Annotated in this window: 21 protein-coding genes; 16 read left to right on the forward strand and 5 right to left on the reverse strand. The window is 61.5% G+C overall.

Annotated elements, in window-relative coordinates:
* The first annotated feature begins 23 nt into the window (after positions 1 to 23).
* The 4 genes from alc to F7R20_RS19780 all read left to right on the forward strand — a co-directional run bounded on the left by alc (position 24) and on the right by F7R20_RS19780 (position 4,158).
* Positions 24 to 1,019 carry an allantoicase gene (gene alc, locus F7R20_RS19760; protein ID WP_003204527.1) on the forward strand — a complete coding sequence of 332 codons (996 nt, stop codon included), beginning with the start codon at positions 24 to 26 and terminating at the stop codon, positions 1,017 to 1,019.
* Between the two features lie 139 nt (positions 1,020 to 1,158).
* Entirely contained in the window at positions 1,159 to 1,662 is a 504-nt protein-coding gene (locus F7R20_RS19770) for an ureidoglycolate lyase (protein WP_003204529.1), read from the forward strand.
* Between the two features lie 51 nt (positions 1,663 to 1,713).
* Positions 1,714 to 3,015: a urate hydroxylase PuuD gene (locus F7R20_RS19775; RefSeq protein WP_003204530.1), complete on the forward strand. Its 1,302-nt coding sequence runs from the start codon at positions 1,714 to 1,716 to the stop codon at positions 3,013 to 3,015.
* A 357-nt stretch (positions 3,016 to 3,372) separates the two neighbouring features.
* Positions 3,373 to 4,158 carry an outer membrane protein OmpK gene (locus tag F7R20_RS19780; protein WP_003204533.1) on the forward strand — a complete coding sequence of 262 codons (786 nt, stop codon included), beginning with the start codon at positions 3,373 to 3,375 and terminating at the stop codon, positions 4,156 to 4,158.
* Positions 4,159 to 4,383: 225 nt separating this feature from the next.
* On the opposite strand, the gene F7R20_RS19785 is transcribed toward F7R20_RS19780, so the two are convergent.
* Together F7R20_RS19785 and F7R20_RS19790 are read right to left on the reverse strand one after the other, a co-directional pair.
* Positions 4,384 to 5,538 (reverse strand): patatin-like phospholipase family protein, encoded by a 1,155-nt coding sequence (locus tag F7R20_RS19785; protein WP_003204535.1) that lies wholly within the window; start codon positions 5,536 to 5,538, stop codon positions 4,384 to 4,386.
* 49 nt (positions 5,539 to 5,587) lie between these two features.
* Complete coding sequence (locus F7R20_RS19790; RefSeq protein ID WP_003204537.1) at positions 5,588 to 6,520, reverse strand: lipid A biosynthesis lauroyl acyltransferase; 933 nt, start codon at positions 6,518 to 6,520, stop codon at positions 5,588 to 5,590.
* 118 nt (positions 6,521 to 6,638) lie between these two features.
* On the opposite strand from F7R20_RS19790, the gene minC reads away from it, so the two are divergent.
* The 6 genes from minC to F7R20_RS19820 all read left to right on the forward strand — a co-directional run bounded on the left by minC (position 6,639) and on the right by F7R20_RS19820 (position 11,223).
* Positions 6,639 to 7,376 carry a septum site-determining protein MinC gene (gene minC / locus F7R20_RS19795; RefSeq protein ID WP_003204540.1) on the forward strand — a complete coding sequence of 246 codons (738 nt, stop codon included), beginning with the start codon at positions 6,639 to 6,641 and terminating at the stop codon, positions 7,374 to 7,376.
* Between the two features lie 200 nt (positions 7,377 to 7,576).
* Positions 7,577 to 8,389, forward strand: coding sequence for a septum site-determining protein MinD (gene minD, locus F7R20_RS19800; protein WP_003179114.1), 813 nt, complete (start codon positions 7,577 to 7,579; stop codon positions 8,387 to 8,389).
* Positions 8,389 to 8,643: a cell division topological specificity factor MinE gene (gene minE / locus F7R20_RS19805; protein WP_003179111.1), complete on the forward strand. Its 255-nt coding sequence runs from the start codon at positions 8,389 to 8,391 to the stop codon at positions 8,641 to 8,643. The genes minD and minE overlap by 1 nt, the downstream gene beginning before the upstream one ends.
* Positions 8,644 to 8,748: 105 nt before the next feature.
* A complete protein-coding gene (locus tag F7R20_RS19810; RefSeq protein ID WP_003204542.1) occupies positions 8,749 to 9,384 on the forward strand; it encodes an RluA family pseudouridine synthase in 636 nt (211 codons plus the stop codon).
* A 184-nt stretch (positions 9,385 to 9,568) separates the two neighbouring features.
* Positions 9,569 to 10,858: a M18 family aminopeptidase gene (locus F7R20_RS19815; RefSeq protein WP_003204544.1), complete on the forward strand. Its 1,290-nt coding sequence runs from the start codon at positions 9,569 to 9,571 to the stop codon at positions 10,856 to 10,858.
* 182 nt (positions 10,859 to 11,040) lie between these two features.
* Positions 11,041 to 11,223: a hypothetical protein gene (locus F7R20_RS19820; RefSeq protein ID WP_003204546.1), complete on the forward strand. Its 183-nt coding sequence runs from the start codon at positions 11,041 to 11,043 to the stop codon at positions 11,221 to 11,223.
* Between the two features lie 7 nt (positions 11,224 to 11,230).
* Here F7R20_RS19820 and F7R20_RS19825 read toward each other — a convergent pair whose 3' ends face one another.
* Positions 11,231 to 11,977 carry a UTRA domain-containing protein gene (locus tag F7R20_RS19825; RefSeq protein WP_003204548.1) on the reverse strand — a complete coding sequence of 249 codons (747 nt, stop codon included), beginning with the start codon at positions 11,975 to 11,977 and terminating at the stop codon, positions 11,231 to 11,233.
* A 349-nt stretch (positions 11,978 to 12,326) separates the two neighbouring features.
* On the opposite strand from F7R20_RS19825, the gene F7R20_RS19830 reads away from it, so the two are divergent.
* From F7R20_RS19830 to F7R20_RS19855, 6 genes are all read left to right on the forward strand, one after another.
* The gene (locus F7R20_RS19830; protein ID WP_003204550.1) at positions 12,327 to 13,394 is read left to right on the forward strand and encodes an ABC transporter substrate-binding protein; all 1,068 of its coding nucleotides are present in this window, start codon (positions 12,327 to 12,329) and stop codon (positions 13,392 to 13,394) included.
* Positions 13,395 to 13,605: 211 nt separating this feature from the next.
* Positions 13,606 to 14,412 (forward strand): alkaline phosphatase family protein, encoded by an 807-nt coding sequence (locus F7R20_RS19835; RefSeq protein ID WP_003204551.1) that lies wholly within the window; start codon positions 13,606 to 13,608, stop codon positions 14,410 to 14,412.
* Between the two features lie 5 nt (positions 14,413 to 14,417).
* A complete protein-coding gene (locus F7R20_RS19840; RefSeq protein WP_162276486.1) occupies positions 14,418 to 15,254 on the forward strand; it encodes an ABC transporter permease in 837 nt (278 codons plus the stop codon).
* On the forward strand, positions 15,241 to 16,041 hold the full coding sequence (locus F7R20_RS19845; RefSeq protein WP_003204555.1) for an ABC transporter permease: 801 nt from the start codon (positions 15,241 to 15,243) through the stop codon (positions 16,039 to 16,041). The genes F7R20_RS19840 and F7R20_RS19845 overlap by 14 nt, the downstream gene beginning before the upstream one ends.
* Entirely contained in the window at positions 16,038 to 17,027 is a 990-nt protein-coding gene (locus tag F7R20_RS19850) for an ABC transporter ATP-binding protein (RefSeq protein WP_003204557.1), read from the forward strand. Before F7R20_RS19845 ends, F7R20_RS19850 begins: the two co-directional genes overlap by 4 nt.
* A 46-nt stretch (positions 17,028 to 17,073) precedes the next feature.
* Positions 17,074 to 17,727, forward strand: coding sequence for an HAD family hydrolase (locus F7R20_RS19855; protein WP_003204558.1), 654 nt, complete (start codon positions 17,074 to 17,076; stop codon positions 17,725 to 17,727).
* A gap of 108 nt (positions 17,728 to 17,835) precedes the next feature.
* On the opposite strand, the gene F7R20_RS19860 is transcribed toward F7R20_RS19855, so the two are convergent.
* Complete coding sequence (locus F7R20_RS19860; protein WP_003204559.1) at positions 17,836 to 18,624, reverse strand: DUF2182 domain-containing protein; 789 nt, start codon at positions 18,622 to 18,624, stop codon at positions 17,836 to 17,838.
* Positions 18,624 to 19,259 carry a DUF1326 domain-containing protein gene (locus F7R20_RS19865; RefSeq protein WP_003204561.1) on the reverse strand — a complete coding sequence of 212 codons (636 nt, stop codon included), beginning with the start codon at positions 19,257 to 19,259 and terminating at the stop codon, positions 18,624 to 18,626. Before F7R20_RS19865 ends, F7R20_RS19860 begins: the two co-directional genes overlap by 1 nt.
* Between the last annotated feature and the right edge of the window lie 182 nt (positions 19,260 to 19,441).

The following is a 19,441-nucleotide window of genomic DNA, read 5'->3' on the forward strand; positions in this document are numbered from 1 at the left end:
TTATTTAAAGGCAGACAAGAAGAATGAAAGCTTACGCCGTACCTTTCGAGAAGTTCGTCAACCTGGCCGACGCCCGCCTCGGCACCAAGATCATTTCGGTCACCGATGACTGGTTCGCCGACGCCAACCGTTTGTTCCAACCGACCCCGGCCGTATGGAAGGAGGGCGTGTTCGATGACAACGGCAAGTGGATGGACGGCTGGGAATCGCGGCGCAAGCGCTTCGAAGGCTATGACAGCGCGGTGATCCGCCTGGGTGTGGCCGGCTCGATCAAAGGCGTGGACATCGACACCTCATTCTTCACCGGTAACTACCCACCGTCGGCCTCCCTGGAAGCCTGCTTCCTGACCGAAGGCGAGCCAGACGAAAACACCCAGTGGACTGAAGTGCTGTCGGCCGTCGAGTTGCAAGGCAACAGCCACCACTATCACGAAATCAGTAACGACCAGGCCTTCAGCCACCTGCGCTTCAACATCTACCCCGATGGCGGCGTGGCCCGGTTGCGGGTCTATGGCATTCCGTACCGCGACTGGTCGGCCGTCGGCGACAATGAACAGATCGACCTGGCTGCCGCCCTCAATGGTGGCCGTGCCCTGGCCTGCTCCGACGAACACTTCGGCCGCATGAGCAACATCCTCAACCCGGGTCGTGGCGTGAACATGGGCGACGGCTGGGAAACCGCCCGTCGTCGTACCCCGGGCAATGACTGGGTGATCGTCGCCCTGGGCCATGCCGGCGAGGTCGAGAAAGTCATCGTCGACACCCTGCACTTCAAGGGCAACTATCCCGACAGCTGCTCGATCCAGGGCGCGTTCGTCAAGGGTGGCACCGACAGCCAGATCGAAACCCAATCGCTGTTCTGGCGTGAGCTGTTGCCGAGCCAGAAGCTGGAAATGCACGCCGAACATACCTTCGCCGAGCAGATCAAGGCGCTGGGGCCGATCACCCACATCCGCCTGAATGTGTTCCCGGATGGTGGCGTGAGTCGCCTGCGGGTGCTGGGCAAGGTGTCGAAGTAAGATTGCGATGATCGTTCCCACGCTCTGCGTGGGAATGCATACCGTGACGCTCCGCGTCACAGTGGACGCGGAGCGTCCATGGCGGCGTTCCCACGCAGAGCGTGGGAACGATCAAACTCAAAAGATTAAGAAGACCAGCATGCGCACACTCAAGATCGAACCGTTGACCAAAGAAGCCTTCGCCCCGTTCGGTGACGTGATCGAAACCGACGGCAGTGATCACTTCATGATCAACAACGGTTCGACCATGCGCTTCCATCGCCTGGCGACGGTGGAAACCGCCACGCCGGACGACAAGGCGATCATCAGCATCTTCCGCGCCGACGCGCTGGACATGCCGCTGACCGTGCGCATGCTGGAGCGCCATCCGCTGGGCAGCCAGGCGTTCATTCCGCTGCTCGGCAACCCCTTTCTGATCGTGGTCGCGCCACTTGGCGATGCACCTGTATCAGGCTTGGTCCGCGCCTTCGTCACCAACGGCAGGCAGGGCATTAATTACCATCGCGGCGTCTGGCACCACCCGGTGCTGACGATCGAAAAGCGGGATGACTTCCTGGTGGTTGATCGCAGTGGCACAGGCAATAACTGCGATGAGCATTTTTTCCAAGAGGATGAGTACTTGATCCTCGCCCCCCACCAATAAGAGAAGGTCCGATCACGCGAAGACAAGCGTGACGGGCGAGAGGTAAAGACTGTGGAAGCACATATGCTGGAATGGCTGAACCTGAGCGTGCGCTGGGTTCACATGATCACTGGCGTGGCCTGGATAGGCGCGTCGTTCTACTTCGTCTGGCTGGAAAACAACCTCAATCGCGTCAACCCCAGGAGCGGCCTGGCCGGTGACCTGTGGGCCATCCACGGTGGCGGCATCTACCACCTGGAAAAATACAAACTCGCGCCTCCCTCCATGCCGGACAACCTGCACTGGTTCAAGTGGGAAGCCTACTTCACCTGGATGTCCGGCATCGCGCTGTTGTGCGTGGTGTTCTATTGGAACCCGACCGTCTACCTGCTGGCCCCCGGCAGCAGCCTGAGCGGGCCCGAAGGCGTCGCCCTGGGCCTCGGTTCGTTGCTCGTCGGCTGGTTCGTCTATTCCTTTCTTTGCGACTCGGCCCTGGGCAAGCGCCCAGCCCTGCTCGGCGTGATCCTGTTCGTGCTGTTGATCGCCGCGGCCTACGGGTTCAGCAAGGTGTTCAGCGGTCGCGGCGCCTACCTGCACGTCGGGGCGGTCATCGGGACGATCATGGTCGGCAACGTGTTCCGCATCATCATGCCGGCCCAGCGTGCACTGGTGGCGGCCATCGCCGAGAACCGCACGCCCGATCCTGCACTGCCGGCCAAGGGTTTGTTGCGTTCGCGCCACAACAACTACTTCACCTTGCCGGTGCTGTTCATCATGATCAGCAACCATTTCCCGAGCACCTACGGCAGCCAGTACAACTGGCTGATCCTGGCCGGGATCGCCGTAGCGGCGGTGTTGGTGCGCCACTACTTCAACACGCGCCATGACAGCAACCGCTTTGCCTGGACGCTGCCGGTCGGAGCCCTGGCGATGATCTGCCTGGCTTATGTCACAGGTCCCAAGCCCATGCCCACCGCACCGGAGGTGGCCAAGGCTCCTGGCGTGATCGAGTACCAACCGTTGCCGGAAACGGCAGTGGGTGGTGGCGCAAAACCGGCGACGGCCCCCGCCGCACCGACAGCGGCGCCCACCCAGGCCGCCAACGCCCAGGGCCCTTCATTCGAGAAGGTCCACAGCGTGATCCAGGAACGCTGCTCGGTCTGCCATTCGGCCAAGCCCACCAGCCCGCTGTTCAGCGCCGCACCAGGTGGGGTGATGTTCGATACGCCAGAGCAGATCCAGCAACAGGCCGCGCGCATCCAGGCCCAGGCCGTGACCAACCAGATCATGCCCCTGGGCAACATCACCCAGATGACCCAGCAGGAACGCGACCTGATCGGCGCGTGGATCAACCAGGGCGCGCGGACCAACTGAGCCGCGCCCCAAATTCGCCGCGAATGCGCCGTTGCAGGGCACTTGAGCCCGTCAGGGCAAGCCCGTACCCTGCGCGGCCGTTCGCATCCGAGCACTGTAAAAATCATCGAATCCTGACCGAGACGCCAGCTTATCCCAGCATCACGGGGGATATCGGGTGTCTCTGGAAAACACCTTTTTCGACTGTTCCAAATAGCTGGACGAGCCTTTTTTGACCTTGGCTCAGCTCTTGCTATCAGCACTGGCCACAAGCGAAAAGCTGACCGAACGGATGTTTTTAATCCGAGGAAAAAGGCGCCACACCAGAGCGCTGACCTGAAAAAAAAGCGGTACCACTTACCTTTGGGAGCAAACCGAATGAAACGTACGTGCACCAGCCTGATACTCGCAGGAGCCTTGTCGGCCGGGGGCCAAGCGATGGCCGACGACCTGTTCCAGTGGCAGAACAACAGCCTGACCTACCTGTATGGCAAGGATTTCCAGGTCAACCCGCGCATCCAGCAGACCGTGACCTTCGAACACGCCGACGCCTGGAAATACGGGGACAACTTCTTCTTCCTCGATCGGATCTTCTACAACGGCCAGGACGACAGCCAGTCCGGCCCGAACACCTACTACGGTGAGTTCAGCCCACGCCTGTCGTTCGGCAAGATCTTCGACCAGAAGCTGGAACTGGGCCCGATCAAGGATGTGCTGCTGGCCATGACGTATGAATTCGGCGAAGGCGACAACGAGTCCTACCTGATCGGCCCGGGTTTCGACCTGGCGATTCCCGGCTTCGACTACTTCCAGCTGAACTTCTACAACCGCCAGACCGAAGGCCCACGCGCCGGCGACAACGTCTGGCAGATCACCCCGACCTGGGCATACACCCTCCCGGTGGGTTCATCCGACATCCTGATCGACGGTTTCATCGACTGGGTGGTGGACAACGACACCAACTCCAAGGGCACCTACCACGCCAACCTGCACATCAACCCGCAGATCAAATATGACCTGGGCAAGGCGTTGAAGCTCGGTGCCAAGCAGTTGTATGTGGGCGTGGAGTATGACTACTGGAAGAACAAGTACGGGATCGAAGACAGCGACGGGTTCAAGACCAACCAGAGCAATACCAGCTTCTTGCTGAAGTACCATTTCTGACCTGACTGAGCCTCAGGTTCAGGGCTCACCACAAATCCCTTGTGGGAGCGGAGCTTGCTCGCGAAAGCGGACCATCAGCCAACATCAATGTTGAATGTTCAGTCGCCTTCGCGAGCAAGCTCGCTCCCACATGGGTTTGTGTGTTGGACCCAGTTTCAGCGTCCACCGCAAAATCTCCTGTGGGAGCGAGCTTGCTCGCGATGGCGGTGGACCTGCTTACATCCCTTATGCCAACCCCAAAAACCGACTCAACGCCTCACGCTGCGCCAACGCATCCTGGCGTCCCAGCTCGATCAGTTCGCTGCAATACCCCGACTCGAACAACAGGTAACTCAGCACCCCTGCGCCACTGGTCTTGGTCGCGCCCGGCCCGCGCAGGAATAACCGCAACGCACGGGGCAGTTCCTGGCGATGGCGGGCAGCGATTTCGTCGATCGGCTGGCTCGGGGAAATCACCAGCACGTCCACCGGCGCCGCGCCGAGGGCGTGGGCCGGTACGTCATCGGGCAGCAGGTGACTGAACCCGTTCAGGCGCTCAAGCAACTCGATGTCGCTTTCCAGGCTGTCAATGAACGTGCTGTTGAGCATATGGCCGCCGATCTGCGCCAGGGTCGGTTGCAGGCCGGTATAGCTGCGCTCGGTGGGATCCTGCCCGCCAGCACCACGGGGGTTGCCGCTGACGCCGATCACCAGCACCCGATTGGCCCCCAGGTGCAAGGCCGGGCTGATGGGCGCCGATTGCCGCACCGCGCCGTCACCGAAGTATTGCGGGCCGATCCTGACCGGCGCGAACAACAAGGGAATCGCCGAGCTGGCCAGCAGGTGCTCCACCGATAACTGCGTCGGCACCCCGATACGTCGATGGCGCAGCCAGGCATCGATGGTCCCGCGCCCCTGGTAGAAGGTGACGGCCTGGCCGGATTCATAACCGAACGCCGTCACCGCCACCGCGCGCAGTTGCTGCTCGACGATGGCCTGTTCGATGCCCGAGGCGTGGAATTGGGCCTGGAGCAGTTCGCGCAATGGCGAACTGTCGATCAGCGCCACCGGTAACTTGGCCCCCAGGCCCAACAGGCTGTGGGTAATGAACCGCGTCGCCTGGGCGATCACGCCCCACCAGTCACTGCGCATGACCTGATGGCTGCGCACCGCTTGCCAGAACGCCGTCAGCCGCTCGATGGCGGTCTTGAAGTCCATCGCCCCGCTCGCAAGGCTGACCGCGTTGATCGCCCCGGCCGACGTGCCGACGATCACCGGGAACGGATTGTCCGCACCGTCCGGCAACAATTCGGCGATGGCCGCCAGTACGCCCACCTGATACGCCGCTCGAGCCCCGCCGCCGGAAAGAATCAAACCTGTAACCGGTTCAGCTGGGGTCATCGCAATGCTCCGTGCTCAAGGTGCTGCTGAAAAATGGCGGACTACCGACTCAACCGCGTTTGTCGTACAGCTTCGGCTCGCCCGGTGGACGGCTCTTGAAACGCCGGTGGGCCCAAAGGTATTGCTCGGGACAATCACTCACCGACTGCTCGACCCACTGGTTGATGCGGATGCAATCGGCCTCCTCGGTCTCACCCGGGAAATCCGTCAGCGGGGCCTGGATCACCAGGCGATAACCGCTGCCGTCGGCCAGGCGTTCCTGGATGAAGGGCACCACCAGCGCCTTGCCCAGGCGGGCGAATTTGCTGGTGGCGGTGACCGTCGCGGCCTGGATGCCGAACAGCGGCACGAACACGCTCTGCTTGGCGCCGTAATCCTGGTCCGGCGCATACCAGATCGCCCGCCCGGCCCGCAGCAGCTTGAGCATGCCACGCACGTCGTCACGCTCCACGGCCAGGGAGTCGAGGTTGTGCCGCTCGCGGCCGCGGCGTTGGATGTAGTCGAACAGCGGGTTCTTGTGCTCGCGGTACATGCCATCGATGGTGTGCTGCTGGCCGAGCAAGGCCGCGCCGATTTCCAGGGTGGTGAAATGCAGTGCCATCAGGATCACGCCCTTGCCCTCGCGCTGGGCCTGCTTGAGATGCTCCAGCCCTTCGACATGGGCCAGTTTCGCCAGGCGCGAACGCGACCACCACCAACTCATGGCCATTTCGAAAAAGGCGATGCCGGTGGAGGCAAAGTTTTCCTTGAGCAGACGCTTGCGTTCGGCGGCGGACTTTTGCGGGAAACACAGTTCCAGGTTGCGACGGGCGATGCGCCGTCGGTCGCCGGCTACTCGATACATCAGCGCGCCCAGTGCGCGACCGACCCGCAGCAACAACGGATAAGGCAATTGAACGATCAGCCACAACAGGCCCAGGCCGCACCACAGCGGCCAGAAACGCGGATGAAAAAATGCAGCTCGAAAACGCGGGCGATCCATTACAGCTTCCATTAGGACATGGGCCGCGCATTCTACATTGTTCGACCCGGGTTGCGGCTGGCGGACGATCTCGTTATAAGTCTCGGCACTTTTAGTGACAAGCCGTTGTACGCCGACCATGAGCCAAACCGAACCGCTAGACCAAGATCCCGTGTTCCAGCTGAAGGGCAGCATGCTCGCCATTACGGTGCTGGAGCTGGCCCGCAACGACCTGGAAGGCCTTGACCGGCAGTTGGCGGCCAAAGTCGCCCAGGCACCGAACTTCTTCAGCAATGCACCGCTGGTGCTGGCCCTGGACAAGCTGCCGGCCGGCGAAGGCGCGGTGGACCTGCCAGGCCTGATGCGCGTTTGCCGCCAGCACGGCCTGCGCACCCTGGCGATCCGCGCCAGCCGCATCGAAGACATCGCCGCCGCCATCGCCGTGGACATTCCGGTGCTGCCGCCGTCCGGCGCCCGGGAGCGCGTGCTGGAGCTGAGCCCGGTCGAAGCCAAGAAAGCCCCGGAAAAACCACCAGAGCCCACCATCAAGCCGACGCGTGTCATCACCTCGCCAGTGCGCGGCGGGCAGCAGATTTATGCCCAGGGTGGCGATCTGGTCATCGTGTCCTCGGTCAGCCCGGGGGCGGAACTTCTCGCCGATGGCAACATCCATGTATACGGCCCGATGCGCGGTCGTGCGCTGGCCGGCGTCAAGGGCGATACGAAAGCCAGGATCTTCTGTCAGCAATTGAGCGCTGAACTGGTCTCCATCGCCGGGCAGTACAAGGTCTCCGAGGATTTGCGCCGCGATCCGTTGTGGGGGGCCGGCGTTCAGATCAGCCTGTCGGGCGACGTGTTGAACATCATTCGGCTTTAACGGATACTGCCGCATTTTCCAAGCATCTCTAAAACGAGCGAAAACGGCTTAAACGACGTAGGAAAAAGGATCAGGCAGTGTTTACCGGAGGTAGACCCCGCCCGACATCCGATTCCAGCCAAGCCTGTCCAATTGCAGCAGTTTTCCAGAGATGTTTTTCAGGGGCTGAAAAAGTCCTTTTTCCTTAGGGGTGAAACACCTTGGCCAAGATTCTCGTGGTTACATCCGGCAAGGGTGGTGTGGGTAAGACCACCACCAGCGCCGCTATCGGTACCGGCCTCGCTCTGCGCGGCCACAAGACAGTCATCGTCGACTTCGACGTCGGCCTGCGTAACCTGGACCTGATCATGGGTTGCGAGCGTCGCGTGGTCTACGACTTCGTCAACGTGGTCAACGGCGAAGCGAACCTGCAGCAAGCCCTGATCAAGGACAAGCGCCTTGAGAACCTCTACGTGCTGGCCGCCAGTCAGACCCGCGACAAAGACGCGCTGACCCAGGAAGGCGTGGAAAAAGTCCTGATGCAACTCAAGGAAGACTTCGAGTTCGTGGTGTGCGACTCCCCGGCCGGTATCGAGAAAGGTGCCCACCTGGCCATGTACTTCGCTGACGAAGCGATCGTCGTGACCAACCCGGAAGTGTCGTCGGTGCGTGACTCCGACCGCATGCTGGGCCTGCTGGCGAGCAAATCCCGTCGCGCCGAGAAGGGCGAAGAGCCGATCAAGGAACACCTGCTGCTGACCCGCTACAACCCGCAACGGGTCAGCGATGGCGAAATGCTGGGCGTCGAAGACGTCAAGGAAATCCTCGCCGTCACCCTGCTGGGTGTCATTCCGGAATCCCAAGCGGTACTCAAGGCCTCCAACTCCGGCGTACCGGTGATTCTCGACGACCAGAGCGACGCCGGCCAGGCATACAGCGATGCCGTCGATCGCCTGCTGGGCAAAACCGTGGAGCATCGTTTCCTCGATGTAACGAAGAAAGGTTTCTTCGAGCGCCTGTTTGGAGGTAGGTAATGAACCTTTTTGACTTCTTTCGTGCCAACAAAAAGCCCAGTACCGCCTCGGTCGCGAAAGAGCGTCTACAGATCATCGTGGCGCACGAACGCGGCCAACGCAGCACCCCTGACTACCTGCCGGCCTTGCAGAAGGAACTGGTGGAAGTGATCCGCAAATACGTCAACATCGGTAGCGATGACGTGCACGTGGCACTGGAAAGCCAGGGCAGCTGCTCGATCCTGGAACTCAACATCACCCTGCCGGATCGCTGATAGATCCTGCGGGAGCCACGGCGGCTCGGGTCCTGGAGTCCTTCCCACAGGGTTAGGAAAAAAGGGCCCGAGCCGCCGTTGGCGTTTGTAACGAGACTGTTTTCAATGCCCCTGTCCAACATCCGCATCATTCATCAGGACGCCGCCGTCCTGGTGGTCGACAAGCCGACCCTGTTGCTCTCCGTGCCCGGCCGGGCCGACGACAACAAGGACTGCCTGATTACCCGCCTGCAGGAAAACGGCTATCCGGAAGCCCGAATCGTGCACCGACTGGACTGGGAAACCTCCGGCATCATCCTGTTGGCCCGCGACCCGGACACCCATCGCGAACTGTCCCGGCAATTTCATGATCGCGAAACCGAAAAAGCCTACACGGCACTGTGCTGGGGCCAACCGGAACTGGACAGCGGCAGCATCGACCTGCCCTTGCGCTATGACCCGCCGACCAAACCTCGGCATGTGGTGGACCATGAGCACGGCAAACACGCCCTGACCTTCTGGCGCGTGCTGGAACGTTGCGGCGATTGGTGCCGCGTCGAACTCACGCCGATTACCGGGCGCTCGCACCAATTGCGCGTGCACATGCTGTCCATAGGTCATCCGTTGCTGGGCGACGGACTCTACGCCCACCCGCAGGCCCTCGCTGCCTGGCCGCGCCTGTGCCTGCACGCCAGCATGCTCAGCTTCACCCATCCGCAAAGCGGCGAGCGCTTGCGCTTCGAGTGCCCGGCACCGTTCTGAAGTTTCGCATGACCGCCTGTGGGAGCGAGCTTGCTCGCGATGCGGTGTGTCAGTCGATCACCCTGCTGGCTGATCTGACGCTATCGCGAGCAAGCTCGCTCCCACAGGTTGAACAACCAACGGGATGCCCCCCCATCCATCAGCAATACGGTAAACTGCCGCCCATTGCTGTCTGGAGTTTCTTATGCGCGCAGAGTTGAACCAGGGCCTGATCGACTTTCTCAAGGCCTCCCCTACCCCGTTCCATGCCACCGCCAGCCTTGCCAAGCGCCTGGAGGCGGCAGGCTATCAGCGTCTTGACGAACGCGAGACCTGGGCCACCGAGGCCAACGGTCGCTATTACGTCACGCGCAACGACTCCTCGATCATCGCCTTCAAGCTCGGCCGCAACTCACCGTTGCACGATGGCATCCGCCTGGTCGGCGCCCACACCGACAGCCCCTGCCTGCGGGTCAAGCCGCAGCCGGAACTGCAACGCCACGGGTTCTGGCAACTGGGCGTGGAAGTCTACGGCGGTGCATTGCTGGCGCCGTGGTTCGACCGGGACCTGTCCCTGGCCGGACGCGTGACCTTCCGTCGCGATGGCAAGGTCGAAAGCCAGTTGATCGATTTCAAGGCACCGATCGCCACGATTCCGAACCTGGCCATCCACCTCAATCGCGAAGCCAACCAGGGCTGGGCCATCAACCCGCAGAATGAACTGCCGCCGATCCTTGCCCAGTTCGCCGGGGACGAGCGCGTCGACTTCCGTGCCGTGCTCACCGATCAACTGGCTCGCGAACACGGCCTGAATGCCGACGTGGTACTCGATTACGAGTTGAGTTTCTACGATACGCAAAGCGCTGCGGTCATTGGCCTGCACGGCGATTTCATCGCCGGTGCGCGCCTGGACAACCTGCTGTCGTGCTACGCCGGCTTGCAAGCGTTGCTGAACACTGACACCGAAGAAACCTGCGTGCTGGTTTGCAACGATCACGAAGAAGTCGGCTCGTGCTCGGCCTGTGGCGCCGACGGCCCGATGCTGGAGCAAACCCTGCGTCGCCTGCTGCCTGAAGGTGAAGAGTTCGTCCGCACCATTCAGAAATCCCTGCTGGTGTCGGCGGACAACGCCCACGGCGTGCACCCCAACTATGCCGACAAGCACGACGCCAACCACGGCCCCAAGCTCAATGCCGGCCCGGTGATCAAGGTCAACAGCAACCAGCGCTACGCCACCAACAGCGAAACCGCCGGGTTCTTCCGCCACCTGTGCATGGCCGAAGAAGTGCCGGTGCAGAGCTTCGTGGTGCGCAGCGACATGGGCTGTGGCTCGACCATCGGCCCGATCACCGCCAGCCAGCTGGGCGTGCGCACCGTGGACATCGGTTTGCCGACCTTCGCCATGCATTCGATCCGTGAACTGTGCGGCAGCCATGACCTGGCGCATCTGGTGAAGGTGCTGAGCGCGTTCTACGCCTCTCGCGAGTTGCCATAACCGCCCCGAAGGCATGATGAACCCTGTGGGAGCAAGGCTTGCTCCCACACAGCTTTGCTCCCATACAGTTTTCTTCCCACACAGTGTTTGCCTCGGGAATGAGGGCGATGTGACATACATCAGCACACCCCGGCAAAACCCCAACTAGACTGGCCTTATCCTTCCCTGACAAGGCTGTCGCCATGATCTCGATGTCTTCGTTCAACGCCATGCTGGTGCCCATCGTTGCAGGCATGATCCTGCTGGCCATCGGCTTCAACTTCCGTGACAAGAGCGTCGGGGTCTTTGCCATGTGGATCGGCATGTTGTTGATCCTCGCCACGGTGGTGATCAAGATCCTGAGCAAGCTCAACGAGTCGCTCTGACCCTGCCTCAGGCTGCGGGCGATTGTTCCGGCACAGCTTGCTCCGGCACATCCACGCCGACATGGATCGCATCGTGTCGCCAGAACTCCAGGTCGCAATCGATCAGCCGCTGATGCTGGTCATAGTTGACCCGTGCGATGCGAAGCCCGGGGCTGCCCACCGAGACCTTCAACGCCGCTGCCGCTTCCAGCTGTAAAGAGGTGGGCACGATTTCAAACTTCACCCGGCCGTAGTGCAGGTCGTAATGGCGGGCGTACAGCTCGGTGATGGACTGGTTGAGGTCAAACCCCAAAATGTCCGGAAAATACTGCGGGTTCAGGTAGTGCTCGACGTATAGCACCAGCCGCTCGTCGATACGCCGCACGCGGCAGATCTGGATCACGCTGGACAACGCCGGCAGTTGCAACCAGGCACACACCGCCGCCGAGGCAGGTTGCAGGCGCGCCGAGATCACTTGGGTAGAAGGCACACGCCCCTGGGCTGCGACCATGGCGTGGAAATGGCTGCGCTGCATCAGGTTGTAGGCCAGGCGCGGCGGCGAGACGAACCAGCCCCGGCGCTCCTCCCGATAAATCTGCCCCTGGGCTTCGAGCTGCAACAACGCCTCACGCACGGTAATCCGCGTGGTCCCGAACAATTCACTGAGCTTGCGCTCGGCCGGCAGCTTGCTACCGGGCGCCAGCAACCCGTGGTCGAGCTGCTCTTGCAGGACCTGTCCGATGGCTGTCACCGCTTTGGTTGCATCGATGCGCATCAACGTTACCTATCTGGACTAGACCAGCACTGTTTCGGGGCAAGATCGACTGTCCATCGATCCGCTTCTTGGTCCAGCAAGCCTAGGCACTGCACATGACTGGCAGATGACAGAGCCGCCGAACGGTCGTTTTGCAAGCGTGCAAATTAACGGCCAAGTCCTTTCAGATCAGCTGTTTAACCATGGTCTACGCTTAATTCGCAGGCAACCTCCACGAGCCGGGCATTTCCTGGACCCTCCACCACCGACATCAAAATGTCACAGGGCTCGCCTACATTGGCTCAGGTATTGCTGACCTAGACCAACACAACCGCAATCGCAGCGTTGAAAACGCCCATAGGAGCTTCGGATGAAACAGCTTTTCCTGGCATCACTGTTAGGCTCGACCATTGCCATGTGCACCGCCGCCATGGCCGCTGACACCGATCTGAAAACGTTGGAAGCCGCTGCGAAAGCGGAAGGCGCCGTGAACAGCGTCGGGATGCCCGATGACTGGGCAAACTGGAAAGGCACCTGGGACGACCTGGCCAAGGTCTACGGCCTGAAACACATCGACACCGACATGAGCTCGGCCCAGGAAATCGCCAAGTTCGCCGCCGAGAAAGACAACGCCAGCGCCGACATCGGCGACGTCGGTGCAGCTTTCGGCCCGATCGCGGTCAAGCAGGGCGTGGTTCAACCCTACAAGCCAAGCACCTGGGAACAAGTCCCTGCCTGGGCCAAGGACAAGGACGGCAACTGGGCATTGGCCTACACCGGCACCATCGCGTTCATCGTCAACAAGAAGCTGCTGCACGGTTCCGAAGTACCAACCAAATGGGCGGACCTGAAGACCGGCAAATACAAAGTCTCCATCGGTGACGTGAGCACCGCCGCCCAGGCCGCCAACGGCGTGCTGGCCGCGGCCCTGGCCAACGGCGGTAACGAGAAGAACGTCCAGCCGGCGCTGTTGATGTTCGCCGAAATCGCCAAGCAAGGGCGCCTGTCCATGGCCAACCCAACTATCGCCACGATGGAAAAGGGTGAAGTCGAAGTCGGCGTGGTCTGGGATTTCAACGGCCTGAGCTACAAGGCCAAGATGGCCAACCCGGATGACTACATCGTGCTGATTCCGTCCGACGGCTCGGTCATCTCCGGCTACACCACCATCATCAACAAATACGCCAAGCACCCGAACGCCGCCAAGCTGGCTCGTGAGTACATCTTCAGCGACGCCGGCCAGATCAACCTGGCCAAGGGCAACGCCCGTCCGATCCGCGCCGAGCACCTGACCCTGCCGGCAGAGGTCAAGGCCAAGCTGCTGCCGAACGAGCAGTACAAAGGCGTGACCCCGATCAAGGACGCGGATGCTTGGGAGAAGACTTCCAAGGCACTGCCGCAGGCGTGGAATGAACAAGTCATCGTCGAGATGAAGTGAGGCGCTAGCTCCCGCTCGGATATCCACTGGGCACCCAACTGTAGAAGCGGTCCCTGTGGGAGCAAAGCTTGCTCGCGATAAACGATGACACGGTCTTGAAATTGCACCGTGTCGCCAGCATCGCGAGCAAGCTTTGCTCCCACAGGCCTGCTCTTACAGTGGAGCTTGGAGGATTCGAGTTTTCTGGTATCTGCCCGGAGTCCCGGTACCCATGAAGCACAACGTCATCCTGGTGGTGCTCGACGGTCTCAACCATGAGGTCGCCCGGCATGCCATGGGGCATTTGCAGGCTTACGTCGGCGCAGGACGCGCGGCCCTCTACAAACTGGAATGTGAGTTGCCCGCCCTGTCCCGCCCGCTCTACGAATGCATCCTCACCGGCGTCGTGCCCATTGACAGCGGGATCGTGCACAACAACGTCACGCGCCTGTCGAACCAGCGCAGCATTTTCCACTACGCCACCCAGGCCGGCTTGAGTACGGCGGCCGCGGCGTATCACTGGGTCAGCGAGCTCTACAACGTTTCGCCCTTCGTGGCCGGTCGCGATCGTCACACCGACAACCCCGACCTGCCGATCCAGTACGGGCATTTCTATTGGAATGACCACTACCCCGATTCCCATCTGTTCGCCGACGCCGAACACCTGCGTCAGCGCTACCTGCCGAACTTCCTGCTGGTGCACCCGATGAACATCGACGACGCCGGCCACAAGCACGGCCTCGACACCCCGCAATACCGCAACAGCGCCCGCTCGGCCGACATCAACCTAGCGGTCTACCTGCAAGGCTGGCTCGACGCCGGTTACCAGGTGCTGGTGACGTCCGACCACGGCATGAACAACGATCGCTCCCATAACGGTCTGCTGGCCGAGGAACGGGAAGTGCCGCTGTTCGTCCTGGGTGACAGCTTCAGTCTCGATCCCGCTGCGGCACCCAGGCAGACCGAACTGTGCGGCACCATTTGCCAACTGCTCGGCGTCGATCACGACAAACCCTATTGCCAGGAGTTACTCAAGTGAACGCCATGACGCGCGGCAAATGGCTGGCAGCGTTGTGCCTGGTGCCCTTCGCGATTTTCTTCATCGTGTTCCAGATCGCCCCGCTGCTTTGGGTGCTGCTCAACAGCCTGGAATCGGAAGAGTTCGGCTGGGGCCTGGCCAACTTCAGCAAGATCTTCAGTTCCAAGTTCTACCTGCAAGCGATCCAGCACAGCCTGGAGATCAGCTTCTGGTCCAGTGTGTTCGGCATCGTCATCGCCGTGCTGGGCAGCTACTCCCTGCGCCGGGTGGATTCGCGGCTGCGCAACTTCGTCAACGCCTTCGCCAACATGACCAGCAACTTCGCCGGCGTGCCCCTGGCCTTCGCCTTCATCATTTTGCTCGGGTTCAACGGCAGCATCACGATCATGCTCAAACAGGCGGGGATCATCGAGGATTTCAACCTGTACTCGAAAACCGGGCTGATCATCCTCTACACCTACTTCCAGATCCCCCTGGGCGTGCTGCTGCTCTATCCTGCCTTCGATGCCCTGCACGAAGACTGGCGCGAATCCGCCGAGCTGCTGGGCGCCAATGGCTGGCAGTTCTGGCGCCACATCGGCTTGCCGGTGCTGACCCCGGCGCTGCTGGGCACCTTCGTGATCCTGCTGGCCAACGCCCTCGGCGCCTACGCCACGGTCTACGCGTTGACCACCGGTAACTTCAACGTGTTGCCGATCCGCATCGCCGCCATGGTCTCCGGCGACATTTCCCTCGACCCGAACCTGGCCAGTGCCCTGGCCGTGGTGCTGGTGGCGCTGATGACCGTGGTCACCATCGTCCATCAGTTGCTGCTCAAGAGGAGCTACCATGTCTCGCGCTGAACCGGGCTCCGTCGGGCTCTATCATCGGGCGGTGGTGTACCTGCTGTTCGCCATCCTGCTGCTGCCCCTGGCCGGCACGCTCGTCTACTCCATCGCCAGCAGTTGGTCGGCCACCGTGCTGCCCAGCGGCTTCACGTTCAAATGGTATGTGCAGTTGTGGAGCGACCCGCGTTTTCTCCACGCCTTCGGCCAATCGCTGCTGGTCTGCGTCGGTGCGCTGGTGCTCTCGGTGGTGTTGATCCTGCCGTTGCTGTTCGTGGTGCATTACCACTTCCCCAGACTCGACGCGCTGATGAACATCCTCATCCTGCTGCCCTTCGCGGTGCCGCCGGTGGTGTCGTCGGTGGGGCTGTTGCAACTCTACGGCTCCGGGCCGCTGGCGATGGTCGGCACGCCGTGGATCCTGATCGGCTGTTACTTCACTGTCGCCTTGCCGTTCATGTACCGGGCGATCACCAACAACCTGCAAGCCATCAACCTGCGCGACCTGATGGACGCCGCCCAACTGCTCGGCGCCAGCACTTTCCAGGCCGCGTTCCTGGTGGCGCTGCCAAACCTGCGCAAGGGCTTGATGGTGGCGTTGCTGCTGTCCTTCTCGTTCCTGTTCGGCGAATTCGTGTTTGCCAACATCCTCGTCGGCACTCGCTATGAAACCCTGCAGGTGTACCTGAACAACATGCGCAACAGCAGCGGTCACTTCACCAGTGCGCTGGTGATTTCCTACTTCTTCTTCGTACTGGTCCTGACCTGGGCGGCCAACATCTTGAACAAGGACAAAAGCCAATGAGCTACGTCAGCGTCCAACACCTGCAAAAAAGCTACGCCGGCACGCCGGTGTTCAGCGACATCAATTGCGAGATCCGCAAGGGCGAATTCGTCACCCTCCTCGGCCCTTCCGGTTGTGGCAAGTCCACGCTGTTGCGCTGCATTGCCGGCCTGACCGCGGTGGATGCCGGCCAGATCATCCTCGACGGGCAAGACATCGTCCCGTTGAGCCCGCAGAAACGCGGCATCGGCATGGTCTTCCAGAGCTACGCCTTGTTCCCCAACATGACCGTGGAACAGAACGTCGCCTTCGGCCTGCGCATGCAAAAAGTCGAGGCATCGGACAGCCACAAGCGTGTGCTGGAGATCCTGCGCCTGGTGGAGCTGCATGATTTTGCCGGCCGCTATCCCCATCAACTGTCCGGCGGCCAATGCCAGCGCGTCGCCCTCGCCCGCTCCCTGGTGACCCGGCCGCGCCTGTTGCTGCTGGACGAGCCACTGTCGGCCCTGGATGCACGGATTCGCAAGCACTTGCGCGAACAGATCCGACAGATCCAGCGTGAGTTGGGCCTGACCACGATCTTCGTCACACACGACCAGGAAGAAGCCCTGACCATGTCTGACCGGATTTTCCTGATGAACCAGGGAAAGATCGTACAAAGCGGCGATGCAGAAACCCTTTACACAGCGCCAGTCGACGTCTTTGCCGCCGGCTTCATCGGCAACTACAACCTGCTGGACGCCGACAGCGCGACCAAACTGCTGCAACGGCCGATGAGCGGCCGTATCGCCATCCGTCCGGAAGCCATCGAGCTGAGCCGCGACGGCGAGGCCGATGCGCTGATCCGCAGCCACAGCCTGTTGGGCAACGTGATTCGCTACCGGGTCGAGGCCCGTGGCGTGGAACTGGTGGTGGATGTACTCAATCGCTCGGCCGCCGACCTGCACCCCGATGGCGCACGCTTGTCACTTTCCATCGATCCGTCGGCGCTGTGTGAGGTAGCCTGATGGCTTTATCGATTTTGAAGCTGATCTTGAAGAGGAAAACGCGCTGATGGCCCTGGCAATTTTTGATCTGGACGAAACCCTGATCCACGGCGACTGCGCCACCCTCTGGAGCGAACAGATGGGACGCCTGGGCTGGGTCGATCCCGAGTCGTTCATGCAGCGCAACAACGCGCTGATGGACGCCTACAGCCACGGCAAGCTGAGCATGGAAGAGTACATGGACTTCAGCCTGGAACCGATGATCGGCCGCACACCGGAAGAAATCGAACACCTGGTGGCACCGTGGGTGGAAGACTTCATCGAACCGATCATCTTCAGCGACGCCACCAAGACCATCGCCGAACACCGCAAGGCCGGTGACCGGATCCTGGTGATCTCGGCCTCGGGCACGCACCTGGTCAAGCCGATTGCCGAACGCCTGGGCATCGACGAGATCCTGGCGATCGAACTTGAAGTGACCCATGGGGTGTACAGCGGCCAGACCGTGGGCACCCTGACCTACCGCGAAGGCAAGATCGCGCGGCTGCTGGACTGGCTGGATGCCGAGGAGGAGAACCTGGAAGGCGCGAGTTTCTATTCCGACTCGCGCAATGACCTGCCGTTGTTGCAGCGGGTGGATTTCCCCCACGTGGTGAACCCGGACCCGGTATTGAAGGCCCACGCTGAACTGACCGGGTGGCCAATCCATACCTGGAAATAAGCAGCCTCGTGTGGGAGCGAGCTTGCTCGCGATAGTGGTGGATCAGCCGGCATTGATTTATCTGATACACCGCCATCGCGAGCAAGCTCAGCTCCCACAGGTTCAGGTTCAGCCCAGCAGCAGCCACAGGCTCCAGCCGAGCAACAACACACCGCAGAGACGACTGAGCCAGAGTCCCTGCGGCAGGTTTTTCTCCAGCAAGATGAAGGCACCGATCACTGCCACCCAGAGCAGGTTCATCACGCCGACCACAAACAGCAGGCCCATCAGGGCCCAGCAGCAGCCCAGACAATAAGCGCCATGGGCCAGGCCCATGCGCCAGCCGCCGAGCACGTTGGGGCGCCAGTAGCTGAGCAGAAAATGCAGCGGCCCGCGACAATGCTCAAGGCAGACCGCCTTGCTTGGCAGCCACTGATAGATACCTGCAACCAGCAGCAGGCCGGCGCCCAGCGCGGTACTGGTGCTGCGCATCCCCGGACTGAGCAGGGCGAGTTGCTCGAGCGCCCATTGCAGCGCCGTGGCGCCCAGGGCGAAACCGGCCCAGACCAGGACATAGGCACTGCAGAACAGCAGCAGGGCCAAGTGTCGCTGCGGTGCCGGCATGCGCTTGCGCAGCATCTGCTGGTAGATCAACAGCATGGGCAAAGTGCTGGGCAGCATCATGCCGACCATCATCACCACCCACATGGCGAACATCAGCAGCGCATCGGCCAGGCTCCAGGGCATGAGCATGCCGCCCATTGCCGTATCAGCCATGCCGCCCGGCGCACTCATGTCGTGGGCCATGCGCAACAGCAGCAGCCAGGCCAGGGCGGTCAGCGCGAGCAGGCAGAGCAGGAGCAGCCACTGCTCGCCCGTCAGTCGCTTGCTCGGCGTCGCCGCCTGAGGTTCGGCCATTACGGCTCTATGCCATGGCCGGTGAAGTGCACGTGGGCGAGGTGGCTATGACTGCCCTGGGATTGTAGTTTCAGGGCAGAATGCGTCTGGTAGCTACCGCTGGCCACTTCGGCCTCGAGGAACTCGAAGCCGTTGGGCAGGGACAGGCGGACTCGATGAGGGGAGCCGTCGATCGGGCTGCGGATCGGCTCGCCGCTGGCCTGCAGCACGCCTGGAATGTCCAGGTGCGCCAAGCGCTGATCGACATCGATGGAGAGGGTGATGGGCACGAACAGCGGTTCGAACGCTTCACTCATGGTGCTACTGAACACCTGGAACACATTGGCCCCAGGGTCGCTCTCCAAGCCAGAGAGGATGGTCAACAAGGACTGGCGCTGCGCCTCGTCGGCGCGCTCATCAATGAACACCTGGCAACTGCCGTTGCCCTCATGGATGGCACCCGGCCAAGCGAAGGTGGCGGCCCAGCACAAGCCGTCCAGCGCCACCTGATTGAAATACCCGTGCTCCACTCGCATCGACGCCACCGCCTGGCAGTGACCATGGGTCGGTGGCGCATCGAATTGGCAGGGGCAGCCCCAATTGCAGTTGCAGGCAACGAACTCGACGCCCTGCATGCGCCATTCGGCGATGGCCATGATCAACCTCTTCACCTGGCGGGTGAAATGAAAGCTGCGGTTACCCCATCCCCCATTAGTTAACGCTAGCAGCGCGCGCGCATCGGATACGGGCTGCCGACCGAAGGTCAGCTTGCCCGTAGGCGCCGGTCAGAGGTTCAAACCACTGTCGAGAGGGATGGGGGTAGCTGTCAGCGACAAAC

The sequence above is a fragment of the Pseudomonas brassicacearum subsp. brassicacearum genome (genome assembly GCF_008801605.1).
In the GTDB taxonomy this organism is placed as follows: Bacteria; Pseudomonadota; Gammaproteobacteria; order Pseudomonadales; family Pseudomonadaceae; genus Aquipseudomonas; species Aquipseudomonas brassicacearum.